Here is a 16,060-nt window from a genome sequence, read left to right on the forward strand (position 1 = left end):
CCGCGCGGGCTCTCCTGTTCAAATGCGCGCGCGGCCTTGTGGGCTGCGCGCGGAACTACCTGCTATCTCAGTCGATGCGCTTGGCCGACTTGATGTACACAGGATCGATTGGCACGTTCTGCATGCCCTGCTTGGTGGTGGTCTGCGAGTTGACGATCACATCAACGACGTCCATGCCCTTGACCACTTTGGCGAATACCGCGTAACCGCGATCACGGCCTGGGTCGAGGAAGGCATTATCGGCCACGTTGATGAAGAACTGGCTGGTGGCCGAATCCGGGTCACTGGTACGCGCCATGGAAAGGGTGCCACGTACGTTATGCAGGCCGTTGTTGGCTTCGTTCTTGATCGGTGCATCAGTGGGTTTTTGTGTCATTGCCTGGGTGAAGCCGCCGCCCTGGACCATGAAGCCTGGGATCACGCGGTGGAAAATCGTGTTGGTGTAGAAGCCTTTATCGACATAGGCCAGGAAGTTCTTGGTGCTGATCGGCGCCTTGACCGGGTCCAGTTCGATCTCGATGTCGCCGTTGGTGGTGGTGATCAATACGTGGGGCGCCTTGGCCGGCTGGGCCGCCATCAGGTTAGCAGCGAACAAAACAGAACCGGCAAAGAAGGCGATTTTTTTCAGCATGGGTCAGTGATCCTGGGTAGTGGTTTCGACTGTCTTTAGAAAATCGAGCAGGGTTGCGTTAAAGACTTCGGGTTGATCCAAGGGCGTGGCATGGCGGGAATCTTCGATCACCACCAGTCGCGCATCGGGCAGCAGTTTTACATAGTTTTCTTTCTGCGCCACGGGGGTGTAGTCGTGGTCGGCGCTGATGACCAGGGTTGGACAGGTTATCCTCGAAAGTCGTTCCTGCACGCCCCAGCCCACAATCGCATCGAAGCTGGCGAGATAAGCACGTTTGTCGTTTTTTGCCCAGCGCTCGGCCATCTTGCGGCGCAGGTCGGCTTGGTGCGGTTTGGGGAATAGCCGTTCACCCAGCGCATTGCCGATGGTGGCCAGGCTGAGCACCCGCGCGAGGGTCCAGCGCTTGGCCCACTGCCAATAGTCGTCGGCACTGCGCACTTTGACCTCGGGCGCACTATTGACGATGCACAGGCTTCTAACGAGCGCAGGCTCGTCCACCGCCAATTGGAAGGCGATCATGCCGCCCATCGACAAGCCCACCACGTGCGCCGGCGGCAGGTGCAGGTGCTCGATAAGGGCGAGCACGTCGTGGGTGAACCCTTGGATGCTGTAGCGTTCGCGCGGTTTATCCGAGCGTCCGTGGCCACGCACATCCACCACGATCAGGCGGTAATGCCTGGCCAGTACCGGAACCTGCAACTCCCAATCCTGGCTGCTGGAACCCAGGCCGTGGATCAGGATCAGCGGCGTGCCGTGGCCGTATTCCTCGTAGTGCAGGCTGCAGCCTTCGTGGTCGAACCAGGCCATCGGTGAACTCCGTTTCAGGCCTGCCGGGGCGCGGCGAAAGGCGCGTCCAGCGGGGCGGTGTCAAAGGTGCGCAGCAGTTCCACGAGGATCTGCGTCGCCGGCCCCAAGGGTTTGTCCTTGTTGGAATACAGGTAGAACGTGGGGTGGCGGCTGCCACCCTGTTCCAAGGGTAGCTGCTTGAGCACGCCCTCGGCGAGTTCGCGTTCGATCATGTGCCGAGGCAACCAGGCGAAGCCCAGGCCGCTGCCCACAAAGGCGGCGGCGGTGGCCAGGCTGCCGACGGTCCAGCGCTGTTCGGCACCGAGCCAGCCGACGTCGCGCGGTTGCTGGCGGCCGGAGTCGCGGATCACCACCTGCATCTGGCTTTCCAGGTCCTGGAAGCTCAGTTCGCGGTGCATGCGGTGCAAGGCATGTTCGGGATGGGCCACGGCGACAAACTCTACGTCGCTCATTTCCGTGCCCAGGTAACCGGGGATGCTGAAGCCGCAGATCGCCAGGTCGGCGACGCCCTCAATCAACAACTCCTCAACGCCCGACAACACCTCTTCACGCAGGCGCACCCGGCAACCACGGCTTTGCGGCATGAACGCGGTGAGCGCGCGCACCAGGCGTGCGTTTGGATACGCCGCGTCCACCACCAAGCGTACTTCGGCTTCCCAGCCCTGCTCCATATGGTGGGCGAGGTCTTCCAGTTGGCTGGCGTTTTTTACCAATTGCCGGGAGCGGCGCAGCAGCACTTCACCGGCGTCGGTGAGGACCGCCTTGCGCCCATCGATGCGCAGCAGCGGCACGCCGAGCTGGTCTTGCATGCGGGCCACGGTGTAGCTCACCGAGGATTGCGAACGGTGCAGCGCTTCGGCCGCCTGGGCGAAGCCGCCATGGTCGACCACGGCTTGCAGCGTGCGCCATTGATCGAGGGTAACGCGGGGCGCTTTCAAGATGGGTTCCTCTTGTCCTAAGCTGGCGGTCCTTATTGGAGACTGCCGAATGAGAAAATTCTGTTGTGTGTTGCTGGCGCTGCTGCCGATGGGCGCGTTTGCCTACCCGATCGACGTGACTAAAAAGATCGACGGCGTGAGCATCGATTACACCGCCTCCGATGTGGACGGCGATATCAGTTCGATCCAACTCAATAACTACGGCACCCAGGACGCCGTCTGCTCGGTAATCTTCACCAACGGCCCGGAAGCGCCGCGTCGCAGAACGGTCACGGTGCCGGCAGGCAAAAGCACCAACACCACGGTCAAGTTCAACCGCGCCATTATCAAGATGCGCATTGCACTGACCTGCGCACCCAAGTAACGCTGCAGCGGAGCATGCCCACGGCGCACTCCGCCTATAAACAAATTTATAGATGGGTTATAGCAGTTTTTTGCGCTTTTTAATCGAATTGGCTCTGTTTAATCTTCACTCCATCGACTTACAGCAATTACAGATGGAGCCTACAACGCCATGTCCAATGTTCTGATCATCGAAAGCAGTGCCCGCCAGCAGGATTCGATCTCTCGCCAACTGACCCAGCAGTTCATCAGCCAATGGCAGGCCGCCCACCCGGCGGATCAGATCACCGTGCGTGACGTGGCCCTCAACCCGGTGCCGCACTTGGACGCCAACCTGCTCGGCGGCTGGATGAAGCCGGCGGATCAGCGCAATGGCCACGAACAGGCGTCCCTGGATCGCTCCAACGAATTGACCGACGAACTGTTGGCCGCCGACGTGCTGGTAATGGCCGCGCCGATGTACAACTTCGCCATCCCCAGCACCCTCAAGGCCTGGCTGGACCATGTGTTGCGAGCCGGCGTGACCTTCAAGTACACCGCCACCGGCCCTCAGGGTCTGCTCACCGGCAAGCGTGCCGTCGTGCTCACCGCTCGCGGCGGCATCCATACCGGTGCCAGCTCTGATCACCAGGAACCCTACCTGCGTCAGGTCATGGCGTTTATCGGGATTCACGATGTCACGTTCATTCACGCCGAAGGGGTGAACTTGAGCGGGGACTTCCAGGAGAAGGGCATCAACCACGCCAAGGCGCTGCTGGCACAGGTCGCTTGATCCTTTAATCGCCACATAATCGCGCAGTGTTTATATCGCTCCACGCAAACCCTTCAAGTACGCGTAACGAACCTCCCTTTGCACTTTTGCTCCTGAGTGCTACCGCCCGACTGACGCTTTAGCGAGGTCGGGTTTTTTTTACCCCGAGTTTCTTCACTCGCCGAAAACCTTTAATGTCCCGCCCATTCGAAATGAGGCGCGCATGGGCTACTTACTGGTTGTCACCCTGATTCAGGCATTTTCCTTCAGCTTGATCGGCGAATACCTCGCCGGTCACGTCGACAGTTACTTCGCGGTGCTGGTGCGTGTGTTGCTGGCCGGTCTGGTGTTTATCCCACTGACCCGCTGGCGCTCGGTAGAACCGGCGTTCATGCGGGGCATGCTGGTGATCGGCGCGCTGCAGTTTGGCGTGACCTACGTGTGCCTGTACCTGAGCTTTCGCGTGCTCACGGTGCCGGAGGTGTTGCTGTTCACCATCCTCACGCCGTTGCACGTGACCCTGATCGAAGACGCCCTGAACCGGCGCTTCAACCCTTGGGCGCTGATCGCCGCGCTGGTCGCGGTGGCGGGCGCGGCGGTGATCCGTTTCGACCAGATCACCCCGCACTTCCTCGGAGGCTTCCTGCTGTTGCAACTGGCCAACTTCACCTATGCCGCCGGGCAAGTGATGTACAAACATTTGGTGGCGCGTTACCCGAGCGACCTGCCGCACTACCGACGCTTCGGTTATTTCTACCTGGGCGCGTTGCTGGTGGTATTGCCGGCATTCCTGCTGTTCGGCAAAGCCAACTTCCTGCCTGAAGCGCCGCTGCAATGGGGTGTGCTGGTGTTCCTCGGGTTGGTCAGCACTGCGCTGGGCATGTACTGGTGGAACAAGGGGGCTTGCCTGGTGCAGGGCGGCACCCTGGCGGTGATGAACAACCTGCATGTGCCGGTGGGGTTGCTGCTGAACCTGCTGATCTGGAATCAGCACGAGCCGTTGGGGCGACTGGCATTGGGTGGGTTGGTGATTCTGGCGGCGGTGTGGATCAGCCGGTTGGGCGTGAAGGCGCCCAACCGCTCCGTGGTTTAGCCAGCGCGACTTTCAGGGGCCGGCAAATGACTGGCCCCCAACACCGCCGGCAACACCCCCGCGCGCAAGTCATTCCCACTCGGCTGCTGATACAAACTCAAGCCAAATTCCGGCAACACCGCGAGCAGGTAATCAAAAATGTCCCCCTGGATCCGCTCGTAATCCGCCCACGCCGTGGTGCGGGTAAAGCAGTAGATCTCCAGCGGCACGCCCTGGGCGGTGGTCTGCATCTGGCGCACCATGCAGGTCATGTTCGGCTGGATGTCCGGATGGCTTTTCAGGTAGGCCAGGGCATAGGCGCGAAAGGTGCCGAGGTTGGTCATGCGGCGGCGGTTGGCCGACAGCTCTGCGCTGTGGCCCTGGGCTTCGTTCCAGGCCTTGAGCTCAGCCTGCTTGCGCCCGATGTAGTCGGTGAGCAGGTGCACCTGGGTCATGCGCAGTTCTTCGTCGTCGCGCAGGAAGCGCACGCCGCTGGCGTCGATAAACAGGCTGCGCTTGATGCGCCGTCCGCCGGAGGCCTGCATGCCGCGCCAGTTATCTCTCCTACCGAAATCCTACTAATCCCCGACTCCCCACTACTCCCTCACCCCAAAACCCTCTTAAATCCCCCTCCCTCAGACACATTCCCAGGCCTCGCCCAGCAGTGCTAAGCCTGGAAAAACATCCAATCCATCCATACTACCTACTGTCTACTACTAGCTGTTTCCTTCATCTCCCTGCTCCCTCCAGGCCCTGAGCGCTCACAACCCCGTGCTTGGTTCACCGTGCAATCGCACCCCCCTCAGAAGCCCCCACTCAATATTCCCCACTCGCCACACACGGCAGTGTGCCCCCGGCCTCCACCCCCAGGGTTGCCACCTGAAAGCCATGCCGCCATGATGCCCCTCAACGCCCGAGCGCTCTAAACCGGTGCCTGCAAACCAGAGAGCAATCCGGCAACCCAGACGGCCCAGACGCTGCCCTCAGCAAGCCTCCTTGCCCGAAACACGTTAAGGAAAACCGCTTGAACGTATTCAGCACCAAGACCAGCCCGAAATCGGCCATCACCCTCACCCAACAGAAGTACAACGAAAAAACGCGAAGGTCTGCTCCTTACGTCATCAATGATGGTCAAAAGATTCACTCTTACGCGCTGTGTCCTGCTTGTCAAAATCCTGTAACCCTTGTTAACAGGAACGTTCCCACCACCGATTCCCAAGTTTTGTATGCACGGCATTCTGGGAGATCTGTGCCGGGAGTCGCAGACCATAATCAGGATGCATACGAAGATTGTCCCCTGCACAACCCTGAGAGATTTGATAGCAAGACTCTTCGTAAGAGTGCAACCAAGAACGATGAGATTCTGAACGCGTTGCGGAATCATCTGCATCTGGTGATAAATGTTCTCGAAAAATCAACGGGAATGAAGTTTACAGATGCGTTGGTGGCAGGGCTGCTTAAGGACTTCAAATCTAATGATGGTCATAAATACAGGGCGATTACGCTGTATAATTTGCCATTTGGTTTTGCTTATATGACAGAGGGGCGGGATGCCTTTGGTTGCAAGGTTAGTGAAGAAGTTTCTAGTGATATAAATAGAAACTCTATCGGTTTCGAAGTCGATAGATTCATGTTTGTAAGGCGAAAGGAGGGGGTGAAGCGCAGGAGGATTAATTTGTACTTTGATAATCATCGAGTTGGCAATGAAGATTGTGGGAGCGACCTAGTTGACCTTGTACTGGTGGAGATTGATCTTGCCACTGAAACTTCCACAGTTCTGCACCAGCACACGCTGAGTTTCGATTCAGGACTCTTTTTCAATACCTATCATCGAAGCGAGCGCCTACGCGTGTTGGCGCACGAGCATCTGTAAAGCCGAGCCGATTGGTCTTTTGAGAATTTCTTCAATTTCATCAGCGCTGATGGGCATGTCTTGCAACTCTTCCTCGACCGACTCGGCGAAAACCTCCGGCACTTGGCGATCAATCGCGTGATAGGCGAACTGATTGACGAGATCCACAAAGCCCTCTGGCTCCTTGAAGGGGGAGAGGGCTTTGGAGAGGCTCATCGATGATGAGCTGAGGCGCTTCAAGTGGTCGATCTCCACCAGAGCGGTCAGGATGAGATTGTCGCGGTAGCCCGTGAACGGGTTGTTCTGAAGAAATTTCATGATTGGCTCGTTTGTTATTTTTCTGAATTGGCCTGTATCAACGTGGGCTGCTTCATTCATTGGCCCATATTTCCATCCTGCAGCAGGAGCGAGACTAGGCGCAACGGCTACAAATGCATGCCCAACCGAGATAAACCGGGTTCGCTCACGAACAGTTGGTGGCAAGCGCATCTTCAGCGATCATTGCGACCCTCTGAAAAGCTTGGCATTCCGTCGCGGCGGTGGGGAAAGGGATAAATGAGGAACCACATGGCTTCTAGCGCTCATCACGAGCAGGTCTGTTACACATGTGTGCACGATGCTTACCTGGGCCGCCAGATCAAGCGTACTGGCACCTCCACCATCTGCACCCTCTGCAGCGCCACTAGAAAATGCATCCCTTTATCCAGCGTTGTAGTACGGGTCGAGGGGATCCTTGATGCCTACGTCATTGAGGGCGAGTACTATCGCCGTTGGGCTGATTGGGGCGACAGTCAGGAAGGGGACAGCCTCGATACTTGGGTCAGCGCGATTTTTGGCTGCGACAACGTCGAGTTGATTGTGGGGGCCGTATGCAATCGCCTGGACAGCTACAGTCTGGACACCAACTACTCCAAGCGGATTTACAGGCTGGGCGACATCGGCCTCCAGTGGTTCGAATTCCAGGAAGGAATGAAGCACGGACAGCGGTTCTTCAACATCAACGCCAAGACGTTCTTGGACTGGATCTTCAAAGATCTGTACCGGTACTCAGCTTCCTCTGATGAAGAGGCAGTTGTGCGCTTGCTTACCCCGGAGGACGCCCCACCAATCTACCGCGCTCGCACCTGTATGACCTCAGCGGACGTTAACGGCATTGCGGCCAATCCGGGGCGCAATCTGGGTGCTCCACCGAAGGAAAGGGCTGGGGATGGGAGGATGAATCCTGCGGGCGTCCCGGCGTTCTATGGGGCATTTGAACGCGAAACGTGCATTGCCGAATTGCGCCCCCCTGTTGGTGGCACTGTCGTCAGCGGCGAATTCAGGTTGAACAGGATGGTGAGGGTTTTGGATTTCGGGCGGTTTGAGAAGGCAGATTTTGGCCCACCGCCGAGCTTTTTTGATCCGAAGCATCACGCCAAGACTGGACGCCAAGAGCTTCTGAAATACCTGCACAACGAGATCACTGTGCCGGTATTGCCAGGGGCTGAGCGGGACTATCTGACCACACAGGTCATTGCTGAATACCTGGCATCGCATTGCAAGCCCCGGATCGATGGTGTGATTTTCAAGTCGGTGCAGCAGAGTGCGGGTAGTAACATCGTGCTATTTTCACATGTGGCCTGTCCCGTTAAGCCTTCATGGGGCCGTTTGGAAGATAGTTTTGCTATCAACGCAAACGACGGTTTTCACGGGCCTTGCATCGAGTACGTTTCGGGCAGCCTCGTTGAGCACGCTATTTCTGAGGTGAAGTACAAGGCCGCTGATGAACCTTTGAGGGATGGCAAACCGACTTTAGTAGGGGAGCCCGACTTCTGAACCTTGACCCCAACCCGGGGCGGAGGGCATGCAGACCAGGTTGTCCTGCGATTACCTGTACATCCCGTACTACCCTTCCTTCATAAGATCATGATCAAGAAGGTCATCCCATGGAAATGACCTCGCTGACCCTGCTTCCTCGGCCCTGATGCTTTGTGGAATAGCTAGGAGTGGAGCGCCACGTTGAGGCGTTCCGCTAGATGGTGACGAGGGCTGTAGCCCCTTCGAAGATCGCGCTGAACTTCGCGCCGTTGAGGGCGTACGGGTTACCTTCGCTAGCCTCTTCTCAGCTAAATGACAGCTGGAGGTTACTCGCCGGCGTCCATCGCTCGCACCAAGAGTTTCCAAGTCATAGATCCGGGTTTGCAGTTGCTGCATGGGGGCAGGGAGGAGCACTCCCGGTTGATGACGTCCTCATAGGTACACACTTGGCACTTGTAGATACCTGGGAAATCGGGATTCTGACCTGGCTTCCAGATTTTAGTGTATTTGTCTTTGTACTTGTCGCCAGTTCGTCGAACGTTTTCGGTGTCGCGATACCACGCCATTTCTTTAACCCCTAGTGATGGGCCAGGGCAAAATGCCACTAGCTGGCTCCATATTGGGCTGATGTTGAGGAAAACAAGCCAGCACTTTTAGAAAAACTTCTGTTGTTTTTCGAGGTTTATCTAGTTGGGAGTATCTACACGAACCAGACATTCAATTGAGTGTGATTACCTACGGCTGCCAATTTTTCACAAGGTAGCCCATAACTCCTTCACCACTCTGCCAGTCCGTCCATCCTCCCACTCAAGCTTTACCAAGTGCTTTGATTTTGTACCCAAATGAACGGCGGCAATTAGCTCTACCGACTGATGCACATCGAGGAGTTGAAGCGGAAATTTGCTTTCAATGTCACTTTCAAGGATGACTTCATTGCCCTCAGGGAAGTCAATCGTTACGTGGTGCGCAGGGGCTTTTCCTTTGTTGAAGACCTTTAGCCGGTATTTGCTATTGCCCAGCTTCAGGAATGTCGCCCCTAGGTCAGCCTGCTTGTCCAGTTCTACACCAGCGGCCTCCTTGTTCAGGAGCAACTCATTCAGCTTTGCTTGGCTCTTGATGACCTCTTGCTGCCGGTTGTTGAACTGAACGGTTTTGAAAGTGGCGTACACGGAAAAAAGCAGAGCCAAGGTGGCGATGATGTCTCCGGATTCGAAGGTGACGTTGATCATTTGAGCTTGAACCCTTTGCTACCCTTGAACGCTTTTTGAAGACGCTCACGCAAATCGTTAGCCACGGCCTTCGAGACCTCCTTCTTGACCTCTCCTAGATGCGCCTGGATGTTCTCCTCGTTTTCTCGGCGCAGATCTTCCCTGCTGATCAAGCGATCGCACCCAGTGCAGGTTACGCTATGACTTTCCGGTGACTCGCTTTCGAACGTCGTGCCAGCACAGGTCGGGCAGTGGAGGGGGATCGTACGGGAGTGCTTGTCCAAGTTCATACCAAAGCCTCAGTGAAGTCGTTTCGCTCAGATTAGCCCATCATGAGAGAGTTTTCAGTGACTGAGAGTCTCTCGGGGTACAGGCTTGCTGCCTGAATTTTGATGACAGACAGAGGGGGCAGCAGGCCGACGCACTATGGCCCGTGCCCGCTTGTCCATCCTGACAAACCTCTCCATCATCATGGGCTCTCGATCAAGGAGCTCACCACATGGAAATGACTTCGCTGAGGCTGCTCCACCGCAGCATGATTTCGATTGGCAGCGACATGCAGCAATTTTTGGTGAGAACTGGAGCGGCGAGTTTCGACTGCCTTTTCTCCACGCGGGACACACCCTTTGTGCTTACGCTCACAGCCCGAGGGAAAGCGCGAGGATTTTTCCGGTTCGATGTCCTGGCAGGCTATCGGATTCGTGATTACCTAGGCGATATGTACGGCGACCTGTTGGAGGTTCTCAAGGAAGACGGTGCTAGCGGGCAACTCCTGATCCCCAAGGAGTTCCTGGCTCAACTCAACGATGCCATTCCCACCAAGGCCACGGAGAAGGCCCATCCAGCCCCTCCGGACATCGTGCGCTTGCGACCGGACATCATTGAGGACAGGGAAAAGCCTTTCTTCAATTGCTGGTCATATTGGACGCAGGGCCAGAAACCTAGTGCTGAGAATCAGCACAAAACCTTGCTTCTCTTGGGCCCGGATGCATTGCGCCACAGCCAGGAGCGCAGCGCCTCCTCCCGTTGGAGCTCTACCGACACGGGCGGATCATGGGCTAAAGATCTTTCGAAATAGCCAGCCAAACCGCCGGGCGTTGAGCAGGTACCTATTGATGATGGAAAGAATTTCCAATAGGTACCGAGTGTATTCGCTTGAGGCGATAGCCTATGCGCACTTTCTCCAATCAGGTATACCCGAGTGTCCTACGCACCCACTGAAGCTGTTCAACACTGCGAAACCCTTCTGCGTGAGATGATGGAAAGCTTCCGGGCCAACGATATCTGGCCCAATGTCCAGAGCATCATAGAAAGCATGCTGAAGCGCCGTATCGAACTGATTGAGGTCTATGAGGAGGTTCATGCTTCCCTCTCTCAAAAGCCCCGAGCGCTCTACATGTTCTGGGACGTCTTCGTCCATGCGGCTGACGGCTGGAACCTTGAGAAGAACCGAGCGGCGCGGCAGGCTCGGGAAGATTTGATCGGCGTTAACACGCAAATCAGCGAGCTCGCTGATCAGCTAGCCGCACTGCTCGATCGCCGAGATGACCTTCACAACTACTCGGGGTTTAGCTCCAATACCCAATCTCAGATCCTGGATATCGTGCACGAGGCCTCGGAGCACAATGGCCACTACGAAAGCTACGCGAAGGAGGATGTTGAGCGTCTGCAGTATCGATACGATCCCAAGTATTGGCCCAGCTTGAGTGAGGTGATTCAGGCCATCGGTACTGATGCCGAAATGGCAGAGGTGACTGCCAACGACCCGGCTACTGAAGCTGCGACTGCAAGCCGTAAATCGGGCCGCTCAGATTTTGTGAGAGCGTTTCTGGCTCGTATTGATGACAACCGGGTGCGTGAATGTGGCTTCATACCTAACAGCTTCGCGCTCTCTGACGGCAGCTTGGCGTCTCTCGTGAACTGTGGACTTGGCTTAGCGGTGGACGAGATGGTGGACGCTGATTTCATCAAGCGTTTTCGGCAGCGTGAGCGTTAGGTGAAAAAGGCTGAATCAACCTCAGCATGACCTGTTCAGGGATTGAGGAAGCCTTCTGTTCTAAACGCGCTTGCTTGATGACCTGTAGCCCCAGGACGTGTCTGTAAATCTATTTTTTGAGGTGTAAACCACCGTGCTTTACAGTTACGAAAATAGGTTTACAAGATTTCTGAGACACCTGCTTGAGGTAGGTCAAGTGCTGAGCGTCCACAGGAAATTGGCTTGATGGGGCAGGTATGGTTCCACTTGAATTAGGTGCACGCCCGGCCTTCGGTGGATGAATGCCATGTTGTGGTGCCTACAGATGCTGGATATCCCAACCCTGCTCGCGCAGCTGTACGCAGTTGGCTTCGAATTCCGTTCCGTCGCCGAGCGTGCGCCTGCTTATGGCCAAGCACAGCAGGTGCGTCGGGCGGGTCATCGCCACATACATGGCAAGCAAGCGTTGCACGATTCTTTTACGCGGCCTGGTACCGCCGTGGCTTTTTTGCCCAGCAAGCCAAGGCAAGAGGGTATCGATGAAATGCTCGTAGTTGTATGTTTCGAGTACCAGCGTTGCGGTGTGGGTTTGCCCCTTGCAGGAGTGAATAGAGCCCAGCCTGATGTCCAGGACGTCCTGATCTTGAGTGCTTCGAAAGGTATTCACCCCAAGCTGGACAGTGCCTTCCTGTAGAGCCTCACCGTCCTCAGGCACCCATGCGAGGTATCCCTGAGCTGCCTCAGGCTGTTCATGAGTGCCGGCAAGGACAGATGCCAATGACCAGAAACGCTGAACGAAGGTTGCCCAGGACTCGTCGCTGATGACATGAGGCGCAAATAGCAGTTCAACCACCAGCTTTTGGTAGCTGGCCAAGTCGTTAGGGTCGGTTAACAGCTGTTGGACTTGGACATGCTGTCGACTTCCCACTTTGATTTTGGTGCTGGGGTTGGCAAGGTTCACCAAGTGGAGAAGGCCTTTTGCGATCTCTTCGACGCTGTGGTGGGCAGTGTCGCTCTTGATGAGACCACGCTTGGCTTGACGAACACGCTCGATCAGAGTGGGTGGACGGTACGCTACTAAAGCTGCATCGCGATCATAACCCTCCCAGTAATGCCCGACCGTCTTGGGGTAGTGCAGCTGATCTGTGTCGTCGGGGTCGATATCTTTGTGGGTGTAGCCAACGGCACTGACGATCGCCTTGTCGTGAAGGGACACAGGAAGCTGTTGAAATGCGAGTCGCGCATAAGCATCCAATACGGCACTACAGTCCCCATCAGGAAAAACAAAGATGGTGTGTCGAAGCGGCCCTTGCTCTCCTATGTTGCGCCGCCCTGAGAGCCTGCCTGCGACGGCATGGAGGGCGAAAGGGTTTGCCAATCTGGCAATAGACTCATCGAAGCGGAAACTGCTGGAAATGTCGACTGCTCGACTCCGATCTGGGAAGTCACTGCCACTGGTTTGGGCGTCCGATTCGAAAATTGCCTGATTGGAATCGCCAACTCGAACCACGCATATTGCAGGATTTTCACGGTGAAAAATGGCGCTGAGGTACTCGTTCTGCATCGCCGAGGTGTCCTGCATCTCGTCGATGAAAACGCATGGGAAACGGTACCGCAGTCCCTCAGCTACGCTTGGCCGCGAAGCCAGTTGAGCACTACCCAGCACGAAGATTTCGTCATAACAAAAGTACCCTCGCTTTGCCGTGTCCACGACTGCCCTTGCCATGATTTGGTAGCTCTGAGTACCTGACCCGCAGGGAAGGTTTCCTTTAGAGACTCGGATGCGTGGGTTGGCAAAATCTGCATCGGCTAGCCGCAGCAATGAGGTGTCGAAGGTTCTTCGAGACAAGAAACTGCGCAGGAATTCCTTATCCTCCTGTGGCAAAGACCTGAACCGCATCCGGTGGGTCAGCTCATCATCGATTGCTGTGAAACGGTATTGAGCGGAGAGGAGCCAGGGTGTTGCGAGGAAGCGTCTGACAAAGCCATGAATCGTGTCGATGTAGTGAGGGTAACTCAGCAGCCTCCGGCCAACATCGGTATTTCCGAGCCGCTGCTCGATTTCATGGCGAGCGACGTTGGTGTGGGACAGCACGCAGATCCCACGTGTGCGGCTTTTCCATTTGCGGGCAAGGATTGCGAGCTTGGCGACCACCAGAGTGGTTTTCCCACTGCCTGGGCATGCCGAAACATCGAGCGTCTCCCGAGATCGAAGAAATGCCAAGCGCTGATCATCCAGGCCCTCCAGCTTCATAAGACCAGAGATCCATTCGATGTCCTCGTCGGTGATCTCGGGCACCAGGTCGCGGAACGCGGTCATGGAGTTTGGCTCTGCGATTGCTGCTGCGAGGGTTGGCTCTGGGGTATGTCCATGCGCGAGGTCACGTAGGTGATCGCTTCGACAAGGTAGCCGGGGAGCCGTTCAGCCAGGCCATCCGGACGCACCACGATCCTTTGATAGCGCTGCTCCAGAATTTCCACGAGGTACTGAGCCGTGATCGCCTTGGAGGCTATCTTGCGGTGGAACAGGTCGTAGATAGTCGAGCAGATTTGCTCAGCAGTCATACCCGAGTTTTGGAAGCCTTCATACTCAGAGATGGCTAGCGTGATCACCTCATCATGCGTTTTCCGAGCAGCATGAATGGCATCGTCATTTGCAGCCAACCGGGCGGCTACCAGCAGCTCACGTGCCATGCCACTAAAGGCCAAGTCGTACTCCAGTGTCCATTGTCCCGCGACGAACGTTTGTACGTTCTGTTCGTCGTTCGCTTTGCGCGAGTTTCTCCACTCAGCCAACCGTCGAAGCCGAGTTTCCTCATCGGCGCCGAAGTCGCGGATCGCTCGCCACTTTCGCCTGCCACCCCCCACTTGGGGTCGTCATCATTTTCGACCAAACCCAGAATCTGTGGTGCGCAATCCGGCATGACGTCCATGTCCGAGATACAGGCGACTGGAATTTTGAGGATGCCATGCTCCGGATGTGCACGTTGAAGGATCCGGGCATATCGTCCCAAGCCAACGCCCCCGACGTTCGTCACCGAGACGCCATGGCGGGTCAGGTCTCGTCCGAGCATCTTTGCCAGTGCTGGTAACAGGATGGCTTCAGCATCGCCCTCGACGATGAGGAGGCCGCGTGCGAAGAACAAATTTGCCTTGGTAACGTCCAGGAAGCGGGCGAGGAATCGATAATCTCCCTTATCCAACTTCGTGTGCTTTTTGCCGAGCGAGTAGGCCTTTCGACCGTGCATGAGTACTAGGTTGTCCAAGGCGATCTTGGAACTGAGGTTGGGTGAATGGGTTGTGAGGATGACTTGAACTGGGCGCGTTTCGCTTTCCTGGTTGACCTCATTTGCAGTCGAACCATCCTCACCAGAGGAGAGAGCTGATAGAACTTCGGTGCCTTCGCTCCATGGAAGTGTGTCTTCCTCTCGCTCATCTACCGCCATCGGTTGAGTGACTGTGAGCAAGCTCGGTTTGGGCGTCGCAGCAGCAGTCAGAAACTCCATCAGGCGAAGTTGTCGCTGTGGATGAAGATGAGCCTCGGGTTCTTCGATGAGCAACAGAGGCAGTCCGTCTGGCTCCTTCCCAAGCAGTAGTAGCTCACACGCCATGAACAACAGATTGTTAGAGCCCAGTCCGTACTCGCCACGACCCTCTCGTGATCCTTGGTCGAGCAGGCTCAGTTCCATCCGCTCCAGGATCTGTCGTAGGCGGGCCGACTCCGAGATTCCCTCAACAAAATTGATGCGTCCATGTAGCTCATCACCTTCAAGTGAGAGGTGAGACAGGTAGTTGTCGTTGACCGAATCTTGGGCGGCAGCGACACCTGGATGGAGATTTACCAGATGCCTTAGATAGCCCGCCAAGCCGGCAAGGCTCAGCGACGCAGGGTTCTCAAGCGGGTTGTCGATATCGAACCCGGTGCCGTCTTTGATGCTGGGGAAGTTTTTGAGTACCTGAGAGAGGCGCGATCCACGGCCTGGAGACATTTCTCGTGTGGCATCACGAAGGGGACGCAGGTATGCAGCAGCTAGCAGCTGGCGGACATTGGTATCAATACTTGGGCCACCTCCGCTATGGCCACTACGGACAGCAATATCAACCCATCGACGCGCGAGGGCATCGTCTGTGAGTCTGCGGGCAGTCCAGTGGATGTAAACGACCGCAGCTCCACCGTTGAAGGTGACGTACTCCGACAGCGCGCCCTGATCTGCGACAGACAAATCCGAAAACTTGGCAATGATCGTGATTTGGCTCGCCTGAGGCCCTTCCATCGGGATGTGGAAGTCTTCGGGTTGCAAGCGTACGTACTCTCCGTCACGCGTCTGGAGGACGAATCGCAGGGCATCGATGACCGACGATTTACCCGCGTCGTTCTCTCCCACCAACGCCGTGACGCCCTTGGTGAATTCGATGACAAGGCCGTTCGTGTCGGCACCGAACTGACGAAAATTCTGAACCTTCAGTGCTGACAAATACATCCGTGTGTTCCTGTCATAGAGGCTTGCGGGGCAGTAGGCCGGTCAGCGAATAGTAATGGAAACCGTGCTGGCTATTTGCTCTTCGGTGAAATTTCAATGCGTGCATTGCAAATCAGCGTATGTCTCGATAGTCTCTGAGCTGCGCAAGGTAGGCGTACCTCACCCGTCAGTGGCAGCTCGCAAGGGCACTACCTGTATACCTGTAA

The 16,060-nt window shown here is 56.3% G+C and carries 16 protein-coding genes and 1 pseudogene; 7 read left to right on the plus strand and 10 right to left on the minus strand.

The window, feature by feature from the left end:
* Positions 1 to 67: 67 nt before the first annotated feature.
* Genes AC3ZU9_RS07665 through AC3ZU9_RS07675 form a run of 3 tightly spaced genes read right to left on the minus strand, consistent with a single transcriptional unit; the run spans position 68 to position 2,376 of the window.
* The gene (locus AC3ZU9_RS07665; RefSeq protein ID WP_015885279.1) at positions 68 to 631 is read right to left on the minus strand and encodes a peptidylprolyl isomerase A; all 564 of its coding nucleotides are present in this window, start codon (positions 629 to 631) and stop codon (positions 68 to 70) included.
* A 3-nt stretch (positions 632 to 634) separates the two neighbouring features.
* Positions 635 to 1,438: an alpha/beta fold hydrolase gene (locus AC3ZU9_RS07670; protein ID WP_015885278.1), complete on the minus strand. Its 804-nt coding sequence runs from the start codon at positions 1,436 to 1,438 to the stop codon at positions 635 to 637.
* Positions 1,439 to 1,452: 14 nt separating this feature from the next.
* Positions 1,453 to 2,376 (minus strand): PA3225 family LysR-type transcriptional regulator, encoded by a 924-nt coding sequence (locus AC3ZU9_RS07675; RefSeq protein WP_015885277.1) that lies wholly within the window; start codon positions 2,374 to 2,376, stop codon positions 1,453 to 1,455.
* A 49-nt stretch (positions 2,377 to 2,425) separates the two neighbouring features.
* Between AC3ZU9_RS07675 and AC3ZU9_RS07680 the strand changes: the two genes are divergently transcribed.
* The 3 genes from AC3ZU9_RS07680 (at position 2,426) to AC3ZU9_RS07690 (ending at position 4,562) form a co-directional block, all read left to right on the plus strand.
* Positions 2,426 to 2,740 (plus strand): 3-phosphoglycerate kinase, encoded by a 315-nt coding sequence (locus AC3ZU9_RS07680; RefSeq protein WP_122810128.1) that lies wholly within the window; start codon positions 2,426 to 2,428, stop codon positions 2,738 to 2,740.
* A gap of 150 nt (positions 2,741 to 2,890) precedes the next feature.
* Positions 2,891 to 3,490: an FMN-dependent NADH-azoreductase gene (locus AC3ZU9_RS07685; RefSeq protein WP_015885275.1), complete on the plus strand. Its 600-nt coding sequence runs from the start codon at positions 2,891 to 2,893 to the stop codon at positions 3,488 to 3,490.
* Positions 3,491 to 3,692: 202 nt separating this feature from the next.
* On the plus strand, positions 3,693 to 4,562 hold the full coding sequence (locus AC3ZU9_RS07690; RefSeq protein ID WP_015885274.1) for a carboxylate/amino acid/amine transporter: 870 nt from the start codon (positions 3,693 to 3,695) through the stop codon (positions 4,560 to 4,562).
* Here the strand turns inward: AC3ZU9_RS07690 and AC3ZU9_RS07695 are convergent.
* Positions 4,559 to 5,098 (minus strand): annotated as a pseudogene (locus AC3ZU9_RS07695) (mechanosensitive ion channel family protein); the annotation flags it as partial. The gene AC3ZU9_RS07690 and the pseudogene AC3ZU9_RS07695 overlap by 4 nt on opposite strands.
* Before the next feature lie 467 nt (positions 5,099 to 5,565).
* Here AC3ZU9_RS07695 and AC3ZU9_RS07700 point away from each other — a divergent pair.
* Positions 5,566 to 6,414, plus strand: a complete 849-nt coding sequence (locus AC3ZU9_RS07700; protein ID WP_490090514.1) for a hypothetical protein — start codon at positions 5,566 to 5,568, stop codon at positions 6,412 to 6,414.
* Here AC3ZU9_RS07700 and AC3ZU9_RS07705 read toward each other — a convergent pair.
* A complete protein-coding gene (locus AC3ZU9_RS07705) occupies positions 6,385 to 6,711 on the minus strand; it encodes a hypothetical protein (protein WP_231501091.1) in 327 nt (108 codons plus the stop codon). The genes AC3ZU9_RS07700 and AC3ZU9_RS07705 overlap by 30 nt on opposite strands.
* A 237-nt stretch (positions 6,712 to 6,948) precedes the next feature.
* On the opposite strand from AC3ZU9_RS07705, the gene AC3ZU9_RS07710 reads away from it, so the two are divergent.
* A complete protein-coding gene (locus tag AC3ZU9_RS07710) occupies positions 6,949 to 8,208 on the plus strand; it encodes an RES family NAD+ phosphorylase (RefSeq protein WP_490090515.1) in 1,260 nt (419 codons plus the stop codon).
* 734 nt (positions 8,209 to 8,942) lie between these two features.
* On the opposite strand, the gene AC3ZU9_RS07715 is transcribed toward AC3ZU9_RS07710, so the two are convergent.
* Together AC3ZU9_RS07715 and AC3ZU9_RS07720 are read right to left on the minus strand one after the other, a co-directional pair.
* A complete protein-coding gene (locus tag AC3ZU9_RS07715) occupies positions 8,943 to 9,419 on the minus strand; it encodes a hypothetical protein (RefSeq protein ID WP_156046230.1) in 477 nt (158 codons plus the stop codon).
* Positions 9,416 to 9,688, minus strand: coding sequence for an ECs_2282 family putative zinc-binding protein (locus tag AC3ZU9_RS07720; protein WP_038453583.1), 273 nt, complete (start codon positions 9,686 to 9,688; stop codon positions 9,416 to 9,418). The genes AC3ZU9_RS07715 and AC3ZU9_RS07720 overlap by 4 nt, the downstream gene beginning before the upstream one ends.
* A gap of 209 nt (positions 9,689 to 9,897) precedes the next feature.
* On the opposite strand from AC3ZU9_RS07720, the gene AC3ZU9_RS07725 reads away from it, so the two are divergent.
* Positions 9,898 to 10,476 carry a DUF6037 family protein gene (locus AC3ZU9_RS07725; RefSeq protein WP_038453580.1) on the plus strand — a complete coding sequence of 193 codons (579 nt, stop codon included), beginning with the start codon at positions 9,898 to 9,900 and terminating at the stop codon, positions 10,474 to 10,476.
* A 123-nt stretch (positions 10,477 to 10,599) separates the two neighbouring features.
* Positions 10,600 to 11,394, plus strand: coding sequence for a hypothetical protein (locus tag AC3ZU9_RS07730; protein WP_490090516.1), 795 nt, complete (start codon positions 10,600 to 10,602; stop codon positions 11,392 to 11,394).
* 298 nt (positions 11,395 to 11,692) lie between these two features.
* On the opposite strand, the gene AC3ZU9_RS07735 is transcribed toward AC3ZU9_RS07730, so the two are convergent.
* Genes AC3ZU9_RS07735 through AC3ZU9_RS07745 form a run of 3 tightly spaced genes read right to left on the minus strand, consistent with a single transcriptional unit; the run spans position 11,693 to position 15,854 of the window.
* Positions 11,693 to 13,693 carry a UvrD-helicase domain-containing protein gene (locus AC3ZU9_RS07735; RefSeq protein ID WP_490090517.1) on the minus strand — a complete coding sequence of 667 codons (2,001 nt, stop codon included), beginning with the start codon at positions 13,691 to 13,693 and terminating at the stop codon, positions 11,693 to 11,695.
* Entirely contained in the window at positions 13,690 to 14,067 is a 378-nt protein-coding gene (locus AC3ZU9_RS07740) for a hypothetical protein (protein WP_490090518.1), read from the minus strand. The genes AC3ZU9_RS07735 and AC3ZU9_RS07740 overlap by 4 nt, the downstream gene beginning before the upstream one ends.
* A complete protein-coding gene (locus AC3ZU9_RS07745; protein ID WP_490090519.1) occupies positions 14,046 to 15,854 on the minus strand; it encodes an ATP-dependent nuclease in 1,809 nt (602 codons plus the stop codon). Before AC3ZU9_RS07745 ends, AC3ZU9_RS07740 begins: the two co-directional genes overlap by 22 nt.
* Positions 15,855 to 16,060: the final 206 nt, after the last annotated feature.

The organism is Pseudomonas sp. A39 (assembly GCF_058145955.1).